Origin of the sequence: Gracilimonas halophila (assembly GCF_042684365.1) — a bacterium.
Taxonomy (GTDB): Bacteria; Bacteroidota; Rhodothermia; order Balneolales; family Balneolaceae; genus Gracilimonas; species Gracilimonas halophila.
The window spans coordinates 413,654-426,743 of sequence record NZ_JBHULI010000025.1 but is presented as its reverse complement, the minus strand read 5'-3'; the positions used below and the strand labels follow the sequence as shown (position 1 = coordinate 426,743).

Below are 13,090 nucleotides of genomic sequence, written 5' to 3'. Positions count from 1 at the left end.
TGAGGGTCAGCTAATTTTCAGGTCAGCTGTCGGAGGCATTTACAAATCTGCCGGGATCATTGTCGTTATACTTGGAAGGACATTTCATCAGCATCTCATTTGCATAGAAAATATCTCCGCGCATTTCTCCTATTACCACCAGCTGGTCGGCATCTTCAAAGTTATTAGGCTTCGGCTTTGGGTAAACTACTTTTTTGGAAACGCCGTCTTCATCTTTCATGTAAAAAGTAAAACGTTTGGTTTCCATTGAAAACTCAGCACCTTTTTCCTCATCCCATGTTCCGGGGATATGTGCCGTACTTCTCTCGGAAGCACCTTCAAAAGTGGTGTATGTACTTATGCTTTCGCCAAAATTATACATCAGCAGAGAGGTAAATCCTACAATAGCTACGATACCAATTATGAGTTTTGGTTTCATCCTTCTTGATTGTTTTTAATTTGTTCTTCGAGGTTGGTTACTTTCTTATCTACGCGAAAAAGAAAAAACAGGAGGATAAGCCAGATGATCAGGCTTACTCCCAGTACAACAAAAATAAGATCGTTTGATGACATAAATTGAATAAATGCTCCGGCTTCTTCGGGGCCGTTTACTCCAGCCCATTGATCAGAATAGGCTTCGGTCAGCGTATCAACGACGGCAACTGATTCTTCTTGCATTAATTATGGAATTTTTTTGATTGTAGAACCTTAGTTCTGATTCGGTTTAAATTACGAATTCTCTATGTCTAATTTCACCTTGTTATATCGATAATGAACATCGTATATCCAGTAGCCGAGTGCTATAAAACCAATGAATGCCGGATACAAAACGATGCGCAGTTCATCGGCTGTGATCTCACTGAAAGCAGGGTTTCCATCCGCTCCGGGATGCAAACTGGTTAACTGTCGTGGTACCACATAAAGCAGAAACGGGATGGTTGTTACGGCAAAGATGTTATAAACCGCAGATAGCTTTGCGCGCTTCTGATGATCATCAAAGGCAGAGCGGAGCACGAAATAAGCGACGTATATCATAAGTGCCAATGCCGCTAAGTTCATTTTGGGCTCAGCGAAAGTCCACCATGACCCCCATGTAAATCGCGCCCACAGCGAGCCGGTCAGCAATCCACAGATCCCAAAGGCCACTCCCACCGATGCGGCGGATGATGCTTTTACATCATACATAGGTTTGGGCTCATTCAGGTACTGAATACTGTACCAGAAACTGATGAGGAACAAAACAAACATGGTCATCCACATAGGTACATGGAAAAAAATATTACGGGCCGTTTGTTCGAGGATCGGTATCTCAGGAATGTAAATTAAAAAGCCGGCAGAGATCACTAAAGTCATCCAGATGGCTACTACGTATTTCCAGATTTTCAAAGGTGTATGAATTTTTTTAACTATGGCTACGTTTTCGACGCAAAATATACGAATTTACACCCGATAATCTGAGTTTTAAATCTGTAAAATCTGCTATGACTGACAACGAAAGATCCATAACGCTAACCCCTTCGTGGAAAGCCTTTTTCTGGAGTTACGTTTTTGGGGTCGTTCTCATCCCCGCTCTCATAGGAATTATCCTTTTATGGAGAACGAGTAAGAAACACCGCGCGAAATCATATAAAATAACCGATAGAAAGATAACCGTAGTGGATGGCAACTATTCTCAGAATATTGATCTTGCCGATATTCGTCAGGCTGTGGCCGGTGAGCTTAGGTTCGGAGTTGGAAATGTGACCATTAAAACTCAAGGACGTGAGATTGAACTCATTGGGATTGAAAACCCGGAGATGATAGCTACATCCATCGAAAAAGCTGTGGAGGCTGAGCTCAGAAGACTGCAGGCCCAGGAACAAACCAAGCCTCGGGAAACCAAATATGACCCCGGCTCCATGGATCGCCTCGATTACCTTACAGGTCTTTGGCAACAAGGTCTTGTAAGTGATGAGGACTTTGAAAAAGAACGCAAGAAGTTTGAGGATTGACGGGATAAAAAATCTTCCCGACTACCATATATGGTCTATCGTTTTACAAAAATAACCCGTTTATTAACCGCTTAACCTGAATTACAACAACGCTCTATGAATTTTTCTACAATTGTGAAAGGGGTACTGTTAACCTTCTCTCTATTTATTATCAGCAACTTCCATTCCGTTGCTCAACAAGCTAATTTTGAAGCCGCCGAACGTTTTACCGGTGATAAAATGGAAAAGCTGATCGGTAACACTTCAGTGTATCCACGCTGGATAGATGATACCAACAATTTTTGGTACCCCTATGAAAATGCTGAAGGAAAAAATTGGTATTTCGTTAATGCGGAACGCCCAAACCAACGTTTACTTTTTGATCAGGAAGAAATGGCATCTCAGCTAACTGAGATCTTTGAACGGCCTTTTAACGCCCTTGATCTTGACCTGAAAGATTTTGAATACGATACTGACAAAGAGCGTTTCACCTTTCATGTTGACAGTATCGAGTTTACCTACAATGTAAATGGCAATGATCTTATCAAAGGTGATTCCCTTGATAAAGAAGAGCGCGAGAACTGGGCAACCTACTCTCCCGACAGCACCTATATTGCTTTTGCAAAAGATCACAATCTGTACATAATGAGGTCTGATGATCCTGACAGTACCGAAATTCAGCTAACCGAAGATGGGGAACGATGGTTCAGCTATCAGGCTGATCAAGGCGATACCACCAGCAATGAACGTCTTCGTTCGCGCGCCCGATTCTTTGATGATGAACAAAAGATCTGGGTCTCCAGAAACGATTCCAGAAAGGTAGACGAACTTTGGGTGATCGATTCAATGGGTGAACGCCCATCCCTGGAAACCTATAAATACGGAATGCCCGGCGAAGATGAGATCGGGATCAATCATATAGAGGTTTTTGACATTGGGAGCCGTGAGCGTGTACGTATGGATACTGATAAGTGGGAAGACCAGGACCTGAGTGCCAATTATGGGAACCATCAAACCGGAGATTACCGGCCAAACAGCTCCGATAAATTATATATATACCGCGAAAACAGGCCTTCCGATAAAATGGATATTTTGATCGCTGACACCGAAACCGGGGAGACCACCGTGCTTTTCAGCGAGACCAGTGAACCTTATTTCAACTGGAGCTATCAATATCTTGGCATTATGAATGATGGTGAGGAATATCTTTGGTGGAGTGAGCGCACCGGATGGGGACAGTTATATCGCTACGATTCTGAAGGGAACCTTATAAACCAGATCACCAGTGGTAATTTTGTGGTTGGAGATGTTGTTAAAGTTGACACTACGGCTCAGCGTATTTTCTTTGAAGGATACGGCCGTGATGGAGATCATCCCTATAATGCGCACCTATACAGTGTGAAATTTGACGGGTCAGATTTCAAACACCTCACCCCTGAAAATGCCAATCACAATATTTCCGAATCTGATGAAGGCAATTACTTTGTAGATAATTATTCCAGAGTGGATGAACCCACACGCACAGTCCTTCGCGATCAAAATGGGCGGGTCACACTGACTTTACAGGAAGTGGATATGTCGGCTGCCGAACAGATCGGCTGGAAAGCGCCGGAAGAATTTAAAGTAAAAGCTGCGGACGGAGCCACTGATATTTACGGAGTGATGTGGAAGCCATTCGATTTCGATTCCACCAAGAGCTACCCGATCATATCATATGTCTATCCGGGGCCTCAGACTGAGCCGTTTCCAACCAGTTTCTCACTTCAGGGATATACGGGACGGAATCAGGCTCTTGCTCAACTTGGGTTTGTAGTTGTAGCATTTGGTAACCGCGGAGGAAGTCCGATGCGTTCACGTTATTATCACACCTATGGATATGATAACCTAAGAGATTACCCCCTCGCCGATAACAAGTATGGCATCGAACAACTTGCTGCACGCCATTCATTTATCAACCAGAATAAAGTAGGGATATTTGGACACTCCGGCGGTGGTTTTATGAGTACCGCAGCCCTGCTCTCCTACCCTGATTTCTACACGGCCGCTGTTTCTTCTGCAGGGAACCATGATAATAACATCTATAACACTTGGTGGGGAGAAACCCATCACGGCGTTACGGAAATTAAAAAGACCGTGAAGGAAATGAATGAAGACAGCGTGGAAGTGGAAAAAGAAGTGATCACTTTTGAAAGTGAGATCAAGACCAATGCTGCACTTGCGGAAAACCTGAAGGGGCACTTATTGCTTGTTCACGGTGATATGGATAACAACGTACACCCTGCAAATACCCTTCGCCTGGTTGATGCCCTTGTTAAAGCAGGGAAGCGATTTGACCTGATGATCTTGCCGGGACGCCGACATGGTTTTGGCCCTTACCAACCCTATTTCGAGCGACAGAAATGGTATTACTTCGCCGAGCACTTATTGGGAGATTACCGAACCAACGTAAATTTCAATCTGCCCGAAGATGAGTAGAACATCGAGCAAGGAATAAAGAACATTCAACGCCGAAGTGGGTAACTGCTTCGGCGTTTTTTTTTGTGTTATAAATGACCAAAGTAGCAACCTTGGAGCGTCTTAAAAGACCTCCAAGCGTTGCCGGTAACAAGCTATGAAAGCCTTAAATACACCGAACGCTCCAAGGTCTTTCAGACGCTTGGAGGTTCTATTGCAGGGGATCTTTAAAATCCTTCCTGATATATTTTTTCATTTTTGGTAATGGTGAAGCTCCATACAATTCCACCCAGTGCCATGATGCCACCGTATACTAAGATCAGAGGCTTTACCGTCATGATATCAAACTCGAGGATCAGTGATGCTATGGTGGTGGAGATCGAGCTTCCTATTGTGAATAGCAACCATTCCGTACTGAAAATGCGTCCACGAAATGTATCCTGAGTTCGCTTTTGTAGGAGTACCGTACTTGTTACCCAATTCGCCCCGGATGCCGCATGAGCCAGCAGCACAAAGATCAGCATCAGTGCCAGTTCATTCACAAAGCCAACCACCATATACATCAACCCGCAAAAGGTGATAGCCAGCCCCATTACCATGACCCAATCCTTTTCATCACTGAACAAACGCCGGCCTATGATCGGACCAATACCGGTACCAAATCCACGCGCGGCATACAGCAATCCCAGCCCTATACTCCCCATCATCAGCACTTCCTCGCTAACGATGATGAGCAGATAAACCAAGCCTCCTAAAAAAACCGTCGAAGTCCCTTTGGCAAGAGACGGACGCAAAATATGACGGTTATTAAGCAAGTAGCTCAATCCTTCTTTGATCCCTTTAAGAGGATTCCTGGTGCGATATAGCTCCTCTTTAGACAAGCGTGTTTGAGGTATCGCAGCCCGATATACGAACCAGGCAGAAAGCACGTAGGTCATTGCATCCAGGATCAGCACCAGATCCGTACCCAGCCACTCGGTTGCAAAGCCCCCGATAGCCATCCCCGTAGTAAAGATGATACTCCAGGTGGCCGTGGATATGATATTGGCGTTTGTGAGATTCTCCTCGGAAGTCACATTAGGAATGGAAGAGGTCTTGGCCGGTTCGAATACTGCAGAGAGCATCATCTGAACAGCCGTGAGTACATAAGCCAGCCAAAGCATCTCCACGGATTGAACCAGTATGATCCCAAGCACTGCAACTCCCCGAAGAAGATCACACCAGATCATCAGCTTTCGCCTGTTAAAACGGTCGGCCAGATATCCTGCAAAGGGTGAGAATAGAGCCAGGCTCAACATCTTAACGACAATGATCAGCCCAAGCAGGAACTCCGAATCGGAATAGCGACTGATGATGGCATAAAGTGCCAATAAGCCGAACCAATCCCCGAAGTTGGATACCGATTGCGCCAGCCAAAGCCGGCGGAAGTCGTGGTTTTCTTTTATGAGGCTTAAATACGGACGGAGGTTTTTTAGCATAGCTTCCAGCTGTCAGCGCAAAGCCTTCAGCCTTTCATTTTTAAATTTCTTTGTTCAGGCAACCTTGGTGGGTCTGAAAGACCTCCAAGCGTTGTGATGGGTGGCCTGGTAAACACGAACGCTCCAAGGACCTTCGGACGCTTGGAGGTTCTTTGAGTTCGACATTCAATATTGAATATTCACTTTACGCCGGTGCTTCCAAACCCGCCTTCCCCTCTGTCCGTTTCATCCAGGTCATCCACTTCCACTACCGGAAATTGCGTAACCGGGGCGATCACCATTTGGGCGATCCGGTCTCCGTGATTTACTACAAAATCCTCTTCCCCAAGATTGATAGCTATCACTTTTAACTCTCCCCTGTAGTCTGCATCGATGGTACCTGGCGTGTTCAGCATGGTGATCCCGTTCCGGATCGCCAACCCGCTTCGCGGCCTTACCTGTGCCTCATACCCTTCAGGCAGGGCCATCTGGAGTCCGGTGGGGATCATCTTCCGCTCACCCGGTTTAATGGTGACGGCTGCATCCACTGCAGCCCGCAGGTCCATCCCCGCTGCAGCAACGGTTTCATAATTCGGTAAAGGCAGATCTTTAGCATGATCCAGCTTTTTTATCAGTACTTTTTTCATAGTTCTTCGCGTGTATATTCAATAAGTCTTACAATTACATTTCCCCAGAATACCTTCACCCTTGCCTCCAGCGGAACCCGCAGATCGTCATCCAGGTACCAGGCCCTGAAATCTCCTGAAAAGCCAAACGGGCCTTCAATATTCTCAGTTGATCCATCCAGCCGATAAGCCATTATAGGTTCATCAAAGGGCTTATACCTTCGCTCTTCTTTCTCCAGGGAATTCTCTGCATAGATGTATCCCTTTTTCTTGGTTACATATACCGGAAGTTTGAAATTCTCTTCACTGCCGGCAAACAAACGGGAGAAATAAAAGATGAGGTGTCCTGAAGTTGCCGGGTCTTCCAGATCAAGGGTGTCGCGGGTATCGTCCTCTTCCTTATAATAGACCTTCCCGAGATCCCGGTCGAACCAATACACGATCTCCTCATACTCTTCCTCATCAACATTATCCTTCCAATACTTTGATTCCACGGGAAGCCCGTCCTCATTCACATAGAACAGGCTGTGATACTGATCCAGTTCATCCCCAACAAAGGGAATAGAACCATTGGACTCAATTTCCGTGAGGATATGCTTTCGCTCCTGATCCTGATACAGGGTATCGCTGAGGAGGCGAACATTGACCCATCCCAGTTTGAAGAAACCGTACTTGACCTCATACCGGAAGGTTTCCTTCACGGAGAACAACTCCTCCATGTCAGGCGGTTCTTTTTCACTCGACGGATAGTCATGCTGAGCGAAGGCCGGGATAACCAAAAGGGTCGTAAACAGGAGCAAAAGTACTTTTTTCATATGATCTTTTTTGGGATGGATCCTTATTCGGTTTCCTCTTCTTCAGCTATAAAAGCTTCAAAGGATTCTTCATCATAGCCCACCAACACCGACTCTTCCTTGAGCAGAACCGGACGCTTGATCATCGTCTGATGCTCTAAAAGCTGTTCGAACAACTCCTCATTGCTAAGGTCTTTGTCGGCCAGACCGAGATCTCTCCATTTTCGTCCGCGCCGGTTTACCAGAACATCCAGCCCCACTTTTAGCTCAAGCTCTTTAAGTTCATCCCTGGAAAGAGGTTCTTTTTTGAGGTCAATAAACTCAAATTCAACATCATGCTCCTCCATCCACTTTTTGGTATCCCTGATCTTGTTACAATTCTTGATCCCTGCAATATGAAGCATCGTATTATTATGTTGAAAGTTTTTGTATTTTTAAGCTCTTAAAGATACGGTTTGTTTCTGCAAATTCGAACGTAATGAATCCCCGGTTCGTGCCTTTTATGTCAAAATTTTATCCTTCTGTTATAATTCTGCTTCTTTTTGCCACTGTGGTAAGCTGTACGCGCAATGATGCCCAGCGCGAATTCGAGCAAGAAGCGTACTCAGCTCCCAATAACTACACTGAAACAGCACCCAATAACGGGGACATTTTGAACAATGACCCGGATGACTGGCGCACCTCTCCGCGATTTCAGGGATTTATCACTGTAAAACCGCCTTTTCCCAATCCCGTTGCTACCAATCAAACTATACTGTTTGAATTAGATGTTGTTTCCCAAGGTACTGTAAATGGATTGCTGGTCTATATTCTGTTTGATAATGGCGACCGAAGGGTGATCTACGAAGATTTTGATGCCCTTCCCCAAGGTTTATATGATTTTCAAATATCGGCAATCTCGCTCTCTCCAGTTGAGGGAAGCTCTGTAAGTGCACGTGGGTTGAAACGTATCTATCTTTTCGACCTCAATAACAGAATGATCTCCTACGGCGATATTCTTGTAGAAGATATTTAAGTGGAATGATCGAGAGCGAGATTTATTTATAGGTGCTCATCTGTTTTAACAATTAAATAACTGATTTGGCCACTTCTACGGAAACACAGGAAAAACTGCCCCGCAAATTAGGTTTGTGGGGATTATGGCTGCTTGTGGTCAACGGTTTTATCGGGGCCGGGATCTTTGGTTTACCCAGCGGCGCGGCTGAGTTAGCCGGCGAATATAGCGTCTGGATCTATGTGATCTGTGCCCTGCTGATGCTGCCGGTCATTCTTTCCTTTGCAGAACTGGGCAGTTACTTCCGCGGTACAGGCGGACCGATCAAATACGGAACCGCCGCCTTCGGTCCGTTCATTGGATTTCAGGCCGGGTGGCTGTTCTATGTGGCCCGGATGATCTCCTTCGCCGCAAACTCTGTATTGCTGGTGGACAGCATTGGCTACTTTTTAGAACCTGCGGCTACCGGTATTGGGCGGTTGATCTCCCTTGCTGTCATTATCGGCGGACTCACCCTGATCAACGTTCTCGGTTCAGTGGAATCCATCCGCTCGCTCGCCCTCTTTACTGTGATCAAATTTTCGGTACTGATCTTCCTGGTATTTGGAGGATTGGTAATGCTTGGTACTGAAGTAGTTCCCACTTTCGAAACCGCTGTTCCTCCGGTCAGCGATCTGGGTGCCGCGGCACTGCTGCTGATCTACGCTTTTGTGGGATTTGAAGGAGCCGTGGTCCCGGCCGGCGAAGCAAAAAAACCCGAGCGGAATATGCCCCTCGCCCTTTTGCTGGGACTCGGTTCGGTCGTGCTTTTATATATGCTGATACAGCTCGTTTCACAGACCGCTGTTCCCGACCTCGCTTCCTCCTCTTCGCCGCTGCTTGATGCCTCGGCGGCCTTGTTTGGAAGCACCGGTGCCATCATCCTGATGATTGGCGTGGTTACCTCCGTAACCGGAAACCTGGTGAGCACTATCTTTTCCACTCCCCGCCTCACCTATGCCCTCTCCATCGAGGGTTCCCTGCCCGAATGGTTTGGGAAAGTGCACGCTAAATTCCTGACCCCTGCCAACTCCATCCTTTTCTTCGGCGTCTTTGCTTTTGTGGGAGCAGCCTTGGGTTCCTTCACGGTTTTAGCTGCCATGACCGTCCTGTCCCGTTTGTTCTTGTTCATCATCAGCTGTGCAGCCATTCCTGTTTTGCGACCGAGATTCCGCGACAAAACCCGCTTCATCCTTAAAGGCGGATATTTGATCCCTGCTCTCGGTATCCTTGCCTGTATCTGGCTGATGTTCCAGGTCAGCTTTAACTCCATTTGGCTTACCGCGCTTTTTATTGCCATTGGAACGGGGTTGTATTTATTGGGGCGAAGGCAAGCTGAAGTTTAGCCCATAACCTTTCTCCCAAAGATCTTTTCAGTCTTAAGCGAAGCGGAGACTGAAAAGTACCAGCACAGGAAGCCTCCGACTTCCAATACAGTCCATGCACCCTTCTTGAATAAAAATGCCTAAAGAAACCCTCCTTTTTCAGCTAGTAGTTGATATAACTTGGGCACCATGATGCAAGTCGGAGACTTGCCGGGCTGAGACTCTTAAGTCAGCGCTCGACAGGCTAATAGCTGTGATAAAAGAAATCTGCTCGCTGTAAGACTTAAGAGATCTGGGGATGACAGAATTAGTCGCGCCGTTGACGAATGGTGTATGCAGGCTTCCGGTCGTTCGTTCAATCATCCAGTCAGAGCGACACATAACAAATCGTTTTAAATAGGGTGCGGACGGAATACAATGGAAACTTGATTGCAAGGAATTAATTTTACTACTTAAAAAGAAAGTCATATACCCCGCGCCGTTTAAATGCCGGGTCGTTAAACCACCAAAATATGTTCTTAGAAACTAATTTTTATGTCGTATTCGGGCTTGCATTATTTGTGGTCTTACTGTTCATTATTGGCTTTAAGTTTTGGGAGGGCAAAAAAGACGATCAGCTGGAAAAAGCCGTTTCCGGACTCAAGATCAATATTTTCATGGTAGGGTTTTTGTCCGTAGTCCTTTGGTTTATGCTTCCCTCCACCCCGTCACTGCAATCTTTTGGTTTCCCGGAAACAGTTAATGATGTTCAGACCAGTGAACAAGTTCTCAGCTACTTACAGGAATACAATCGGGCTATAGTCCGAACAACGGATGTGGTTTACTGGTTTATCTTCATTTTTGTCTGGGGGTTTTTATCTTCTTTATATACCGTGATCAAAACATTCAGAAGTCTGAAAAGAGAAGAGTACTTCAAGAATGTACAAGACCAATATTCCGACTAAATAAGACCTGAGTTTTTGCACTAGCACTTTAGGCCAACTTGATCTGGTTTCTGATTCCACCGGATGGAAATTTCCCTTGTGTGATCCCTACAATCATACTCAACATAAATAAGCATATATCCACCCCTTCACTTCTCAAGCAATACGAGCGCGGCTGCTTTGCGGTGTGATCCTGAACTTTGACTGTACCCATTTGAAGAGTCCGTACACCATGAACGACCAAGCCACCAAGATGACTTCAAGCACCAGGATATAGACCGGCCACTCAGGCAGAATACTGAAAAAAGTGGTTCCCGGCGGTTTTGCCATCAGATACATATAGTTGCTATTCAGAAGCAGGTTGATCCCGTAGATCAGCACTGCAGCTCCGTTCAACCATCCCACGGAGCGGAGAATGTCTTTTCGTTTGAGCTCCCACTTCCAGATGAGGGCAGGATACAAAGCCAGCAGAACCAGTCCCATATGCACCATCCAATAACGGATGGCATCATAATGAAAGAGTGAAAACTCAACCGAAGGGGTCAGGTTGGCCTGTGAAACTCCAAGTATGATCCAGAAGAAAATGATGCCCCAGACTTTTCGGCTGCCGGTAGCATACATCCATACCAGCACAAAAGGCAGGAAATTGCATAAATGCAGCGGGATGTCATTCTGAATATCAAAAATGCCCAGATAAAGGTTCATGGGTACTTTCAGGAGTTGAGTGGCCGATAACAACAGTGCGATCCCAAGCAACACCTTCCGCTGTTCAGGCTCCTGCCGGGATCTCAGCACCCGGAAAAAGGCGATCCCAAAAAACAAAAAGCCAAGAAGCAGCACGAGATGCTCCGTATCGTAGGCCGCAAATAGATATGTAGTTTCAAAAAGCGAATTCACCGGGATCGAAAGTGTAGTTGATCTAAAAAGGATGAGCAAATAACTGAAAAATTGACTCAAAATAAAAGCCTGTGAAGGGAATTAGAAATTATGAATGCTGAATGAATTCTGATCCCATTTATCATTCAAAAATCGTCCATCGCTGATCGGTTCATCGCATTTCAAACAAACACAGCCGGTCCAACCTCCCTGTTGACTTTCTGCCTAAGGCTAACATCCTGAATTGACTTTATTTTAAAAGGTAGTATATTTCTCAGGTTCATGTGAACGATCAACTTCATTTACCTGCCATGCATTCGATCCCTGATCTCAATATCCCGTCTGCACGCCCCCTGCTCATAGCTTTCACCCTGCTGATCTTAAGCAGCTGTGCTACTTCAAATTTCAGCCCAAACACTCCGACCCGCATGGCTTCTGATGTACCTGATCATTTCCTGGTGTGTACTCATGCCAATAACTCCACCTGCGAACCCAAACCGGATGAAGGCTGCAGAAATCCTATGATCGATCCGCTTGATGGCACAAAACTCGAGCTCGTCCGTTCGAATGGTGAATACGGCGACTATAAAGTTCCGGACAACCGCTATGGAGTGGAAAGGAAAGAGCTGTTACGACTTGAATGCTCCACCGGACGAGTTGTTGGGATCGTTCAGCGATGAAAAAAGCCTGAGCAGACCCCACCCTGCATTTCTCGCTAACATCCTGAATTGACTTTACTTCCAAACCTGCTATTTTAAGGAGGGTTTTCGGGGATTTATTTGAGCAGCATAGGCGAACGACGGTTCGGATATCATCCCAAAAATCACATTATTCGAATAAGGAAGTGCAGGAAAACGTTTAAAGGCGATTTCTGCTCGTTCGCCCTAACAAAGCCATTCCTTACAGATTTTATCAGGAAATATTATCTGGAATTTTTTGAGGATATAATTCCTGATAACATACTTCAATTGATATCAGGGACTTATAATTAATTCATTTATCTTTTTATAAAGAATTTTTGCACTTTCCCTCATTCCAAATAATTATATGTTATACCCACTACAATATTGTATCTCGCTTCCAGTTCTCTTCAGTAATAATTACATTCAGGTAAACTAAGTCCATTATTATGATTACCGATCTCAAAGAAATTGAAAATTCCGCTTTAAATCTTGACAGAAAGAATAAAGCTCGTCTGGCTGATAAATTATTACAAAGTATTCATGGCGAAATTGATCCTGAAGTAGAACAGGCTTGGATTGATGAAGTTCAAAAGAGAAAAGAATCACTTAATTCTGGCGAAGCTTCCCTTCATTCGGCTACTGATGTTTTAAAAGAAGCGAGAAAACGTATTCAAAAGTGACTATTAAATTTCATTCAGAAGCCAGAAAAGAATTTTTTGAAACTTCGGAATACTACGAGGAACAGGTTGTTGGTCTTGGGGATGACTTTATTGATGAGGTAGAAAAAGTTTTGGATGTCATTGAACAACAACCTTCATCTGGAACTAAAATCACTAAAACAGAGCGAAGATTTTTAGTTTCCCGCTTTCCGTATGGAATCATCTACTCTGTGGAAGACGAGCTTATTACCATATTTGCCGTTATGAATTTAAGGCGAAAGCCAGGGTACTGGAAATCGAGAACCTAAAAC

16 protein-coding genes are annotated in these 13,090 nt (G+C 45.1%); 8 read left to right on the top strand and 8 right to left on the bottom strand.

The window, feature by feature from the left end:
• Nucleotides 1-22 precede the first annotated feature (22 nt).
• From ACFSVN_RS12840 to ccsA, 3 genes are read right to left on the bottom strand one after another with little or no spacing between them, the layout of a single operon-like run.
• A complete protein-coding gene (locus ACFSVN_RS12840) occupies nt 23-418 on the bottom strand; it encodes a cytochrome c maturation protein CcmE domain-containing protein (RefSeq protein WP_390303482.1) in 396 nt (131 codons plus the stop codon).
• On the bottom strand, nt 415-657 hold the full coding sequence (locus ACFSVN_RS12835) for a CcmD family protein (RefSeq protein ID WP_390303479.1): 243 nt from the start codon (nt 655-657) through the stop codon (nt 415-417). Before ACFSVN_RS12835 ends, ACFSVN_RS12840 begins: the two co-directional genes overlap by 4 nt.
• Before the next feature lie 51 nt (nt 658-708).
• Nucleotides 709-1,365 (bottom strand): cytochrome c biogenesis protein CcsA, encoded by a 657-nt coding sequence (ccsA, locus tag ACFSVN_RS12830; RefSeq protein ID WP_390303476.1) that lies wholly within the window; start codon nt 1,363-1,365, stop codon nt 709-711.
• Between the two features lie 95 nt (nt 1,366-1,460).
• Between ccsA and ACFSVN_RS12825 the strand changes: the two genes are divergently transcribed.
• Together ACFSVN_RS12825 and ACFSVN_RS12820 are read left to right on the top strand one after the other, a co-directional pair.
• On the top strand, nt 1,461-1,970 hold the full coding sequence (locus tag ACFSVN_RS12825) for a hypothetical protein (protein ID WP_390303473.1): 510 nt from the start codon (nt 1,461-1,463) through the stop codon (nt 1,968-1,970).
• Nucleotides 1,971-2,066: 96 nt separating this feature from the next.
• On the top strand, nt 2,067-4,424 hold the full coding sequence (locus ACFSVN_RS12820; RefSeq protein WP_390303470.1) for a S9 family peptidase: 2,358 nt from the start codon (nt 2,067-2,069) through the stop codon (nt 4,422-4,424).
• 206 nt (nt 4,425-4,630) lie between these two features.
• Here the strand turns inward: ACFSVN_RS12820 and ACFSVN_RS12815 are convergent, their stop codons facing one another.
• The 4 genes from ACFSVN_RS12815 to ACFSVN_RS12800 form a co-directional block, all read right to left on the bottom strand.
• Nucleotides 4,631-5,881: an MFS transporter gene (locus ACFSVN_RS12815; RefSeq protein WP_390303467.1), complete on the bottom strand. Its 1,251-nt coding sequence runs from the start codon at nt 5,879-5,881 to the stop codon at nt 4,631-4,633.
• A 179-nt stretch (nt 5,882-6,060) separates the two neighbouring features.
• The gene (gene dut, locus ACFSVN_RS12810; RefSeq protein ID WP_390303464.1) at nt 6,061-6,507 is read right to left on the bottom strand and encodes a dUTP diphosphatase; all 447 of its coding nucleotides are present in this window, start codon (nt 6,505-6,507) and stop codon (nt 6,061-6,063) included.
• Nucleotides 6,504-7,301: a DUF3108 domain-containing protein gene (locus tag ACFSVN_RS12805; RefSeq protein ID WP_390303461.1), complete on the bottom strand. Its 798-nt coding sequence runs from the start codon at nt 7,299-7,301 to the stop codon at nt 6,504-6,506. The genes dut and ACFSVN_RS12805 overlap by 4 nt, the downstream gene beginning before the upstream one ends.
• 23 nt (nt 7,302-7,324) lie before the next feature.
• Entirely contained in the window at nt 7,325-7,684 is a 360-nt protein-coding gene (locus ACFSVN_RS12800) for an arsenate reductase family protein (RefSeq protein WP_390303459.1), read from the bottom strand.
• Between the two features lie 98 nt (nt 7,685-7,782).
• Here ACFSVN_RS12800 and ACFSVN_RS12795 point away from each other — a divergent pair, with 98 nt between their 5' ends.
• The 3 genes from ACFSVN_RS12795 to ACFSVN_RS12785 all read left to right on the top strand — a co-directional run bounded on the left by ACFSVN_RS12795 (nt 7,783) and on the right by ACFSVN_RS12785 (nt 10,582).
• Entirely contained in the window at nt 7,783-8,295 is a 513-nt protein-coding gene (locus ACFSVN_RS12795; protein ID WP_390303456.1) for a hypothetical protein, read from the top strand.
• Between the two features lie 65 nt (nt 8,296-8,360).
• Nucleotides 8,361-9,659 (top strand): APC family permease, encoded by a 1,299-nt coding sequence (locus ACFSVN_RS12790; protein ID WP_390303452.1) that lies wholly within the window; start codon nt 8,361-8,363, stop codon nt 9,657-9,659.
• A 491-nt stretch (nt 9,660-10,150) separates the two neighbouring features.
• Nucleotides 10,151-10,582, top strand: a complete 432-nt coding sequence (locus tag ACFSVN_RS12785) for a hypothetical protein (RefSeq protein ID WP_390303449.1) — start codon at nt 10,151-10,153, stop codon at nt 10,580-10,582.
• A gap of 135 nt (nt 10,583-10,717) precedes the next feature.
• Here the strand turns inward: ACFSVN_RS12785 and ACFSVN_RS12780 are convergent, their stop codons facing one another.
• Nucleotides 10,718-11,518: a TMEM164-related integral membrane acyltransferase gene (locus tag ACFSVN_RS12780; protein ID WP_390303446.1), complete on the bottom strand. Its 801-nt coding sequence runs from the start codon at nt 11,516-11,518 to the stop codon at nt 10,718-10,720.
• A 203-nt stretch (nt 11,519-11,721) separates the two neighbouring features.
• Between ACFSVN_RS12780 and ACFSVN_RS12775 the strand changes: the two genes are divergently transcribed.
• The 3 genes from ACFSVN_RS12775 (at nt 11,722) to ACFSVN_RS12765 (ending at nt 13,087) form a co-directional block, all read left to right on the top strand.
• On the top strand, nt 11,722-12,117 hold the full coding sequence (locus ACFSVN_RS12775) for a hypothetical protein (RefSeq protein ID WP_390303443.1): 396 nt from the start codon (nt 11,722-11,724) through the stop codon (nt 12,115-12,117).
• Between the two features lie 449 nt (nt 12,118-12,566).
• Nucleotides 12,567-12,800, top strand: coding sequence for an addiction module protein (locus tag ACFSVN_RS12770; protein WP_390303440.1), 234 nt, complete (start codon nt 12,567-12,569; stop codon nt 12,798-12,800).
• Nucleotides 12,797-13,087: a type II toxin-antitoxin system RelE/ParE family toxin gene (locus ACFSVN_RS12765; protein WP_390303437.1), complete on the top strand. Its 291-nt coding sequence runs from the start codon at nt 12,797-12,799 to the stop codon at nt 13,085-13,087. The genes ACFSVN_RS12770 and ACFSVN_RS12765 overlap by 4 nt, the downstream gene beginning before the upstream one ends.
• Nucleotides 13,088-13,090 lie beyond the last annotated feature (3 nt).

What these genes read in the sequence shown, in the direction of transcription:
- ACFSVN_RS12785 (WP_390303449.1), top strand. Translation starts at nt 10,151, where the DNA reads ATGTTCTTAGAAACTAATTTTTATGTCGTATTCGGGCTTGCATTATTT.
- ACFSVN_RS12805 (WP_390303461.1), bottom strand. Translation starts at nt 7,301, where the DNA reads ATGAAAAAAGTACTTTTGCTCCTGTTTACGACCCTTTTGGTTATCCCG.
- ACFSVN_RS12820 (WP_390303470.1), top strand. Translation starts at nt 2,067, where the DNA reads ATGAATTTTTCTACAATTGTGAAAGGGGTACTGTTAACCTTCTCTCTA.
- ACFSVN_RS12770 (WP_390303440.1), top strand. Translation starts at nt 12,567, where the DNA reads ATGATTACCGATCTCAAAGAAATTGAAAATTCCGCTTTAAATCTTGAC.
- ACFSVN_RS12840 (WP_390303482.1), bottom strand. Translation starts at nt 418, where the DNA reads ATGAAACCAAAACTCATAATTGGTATCGTAGCTATTGTAGGATTTACC.
- dut (WP_390303464.1), bottom strand. Translation starts at nt 6,507, where the DNA reads ATGAAAAAAGTACTGATAAAAAAGCTGGATCATGCTAAAGATCTGCCT.
- ACFSVN_RS12825 (WP_390303473.1), top strand. Translation starts at nt 1,461, where the DNA reads ATGACTGACAACGAAAGATCCATAACGCTAACCCCTTCGTGGAAAGCC.
- ACFSVN_RS12835 (WP_390303479.1), bottom strand. Translation starts at nt 657, where the DNA reads ATGCAAGAAGAATCAGTTGCCGTCGTTGATACGCTGACCGAAGCCTAT.
- ACFSVN_RS12795 (WP_390303456.1), top strand. Translation starts at nt 7,783, where the DNA reads ATGTCAAAATTTTATCCTTCTGTTATAATTCTGCTTCTTTTTGCCACT.
- ACFSVN_RS12800 (WP_390303459.1), bottom strand. Translation starts at nt 7,684, where the DNA reads ATGCTTCATATTGCAGGGATCAAGAATTGTAACAAGATCAGGGATACC.
- ACFSVN_RS12815 (WP_390303467.1), bottom strand. Translation starts at nt 5,881, where the DNA reads ATGCTAAAAAACCTCCGTCCGTATTTAAGCCTCATAAAAGAAAACCAC.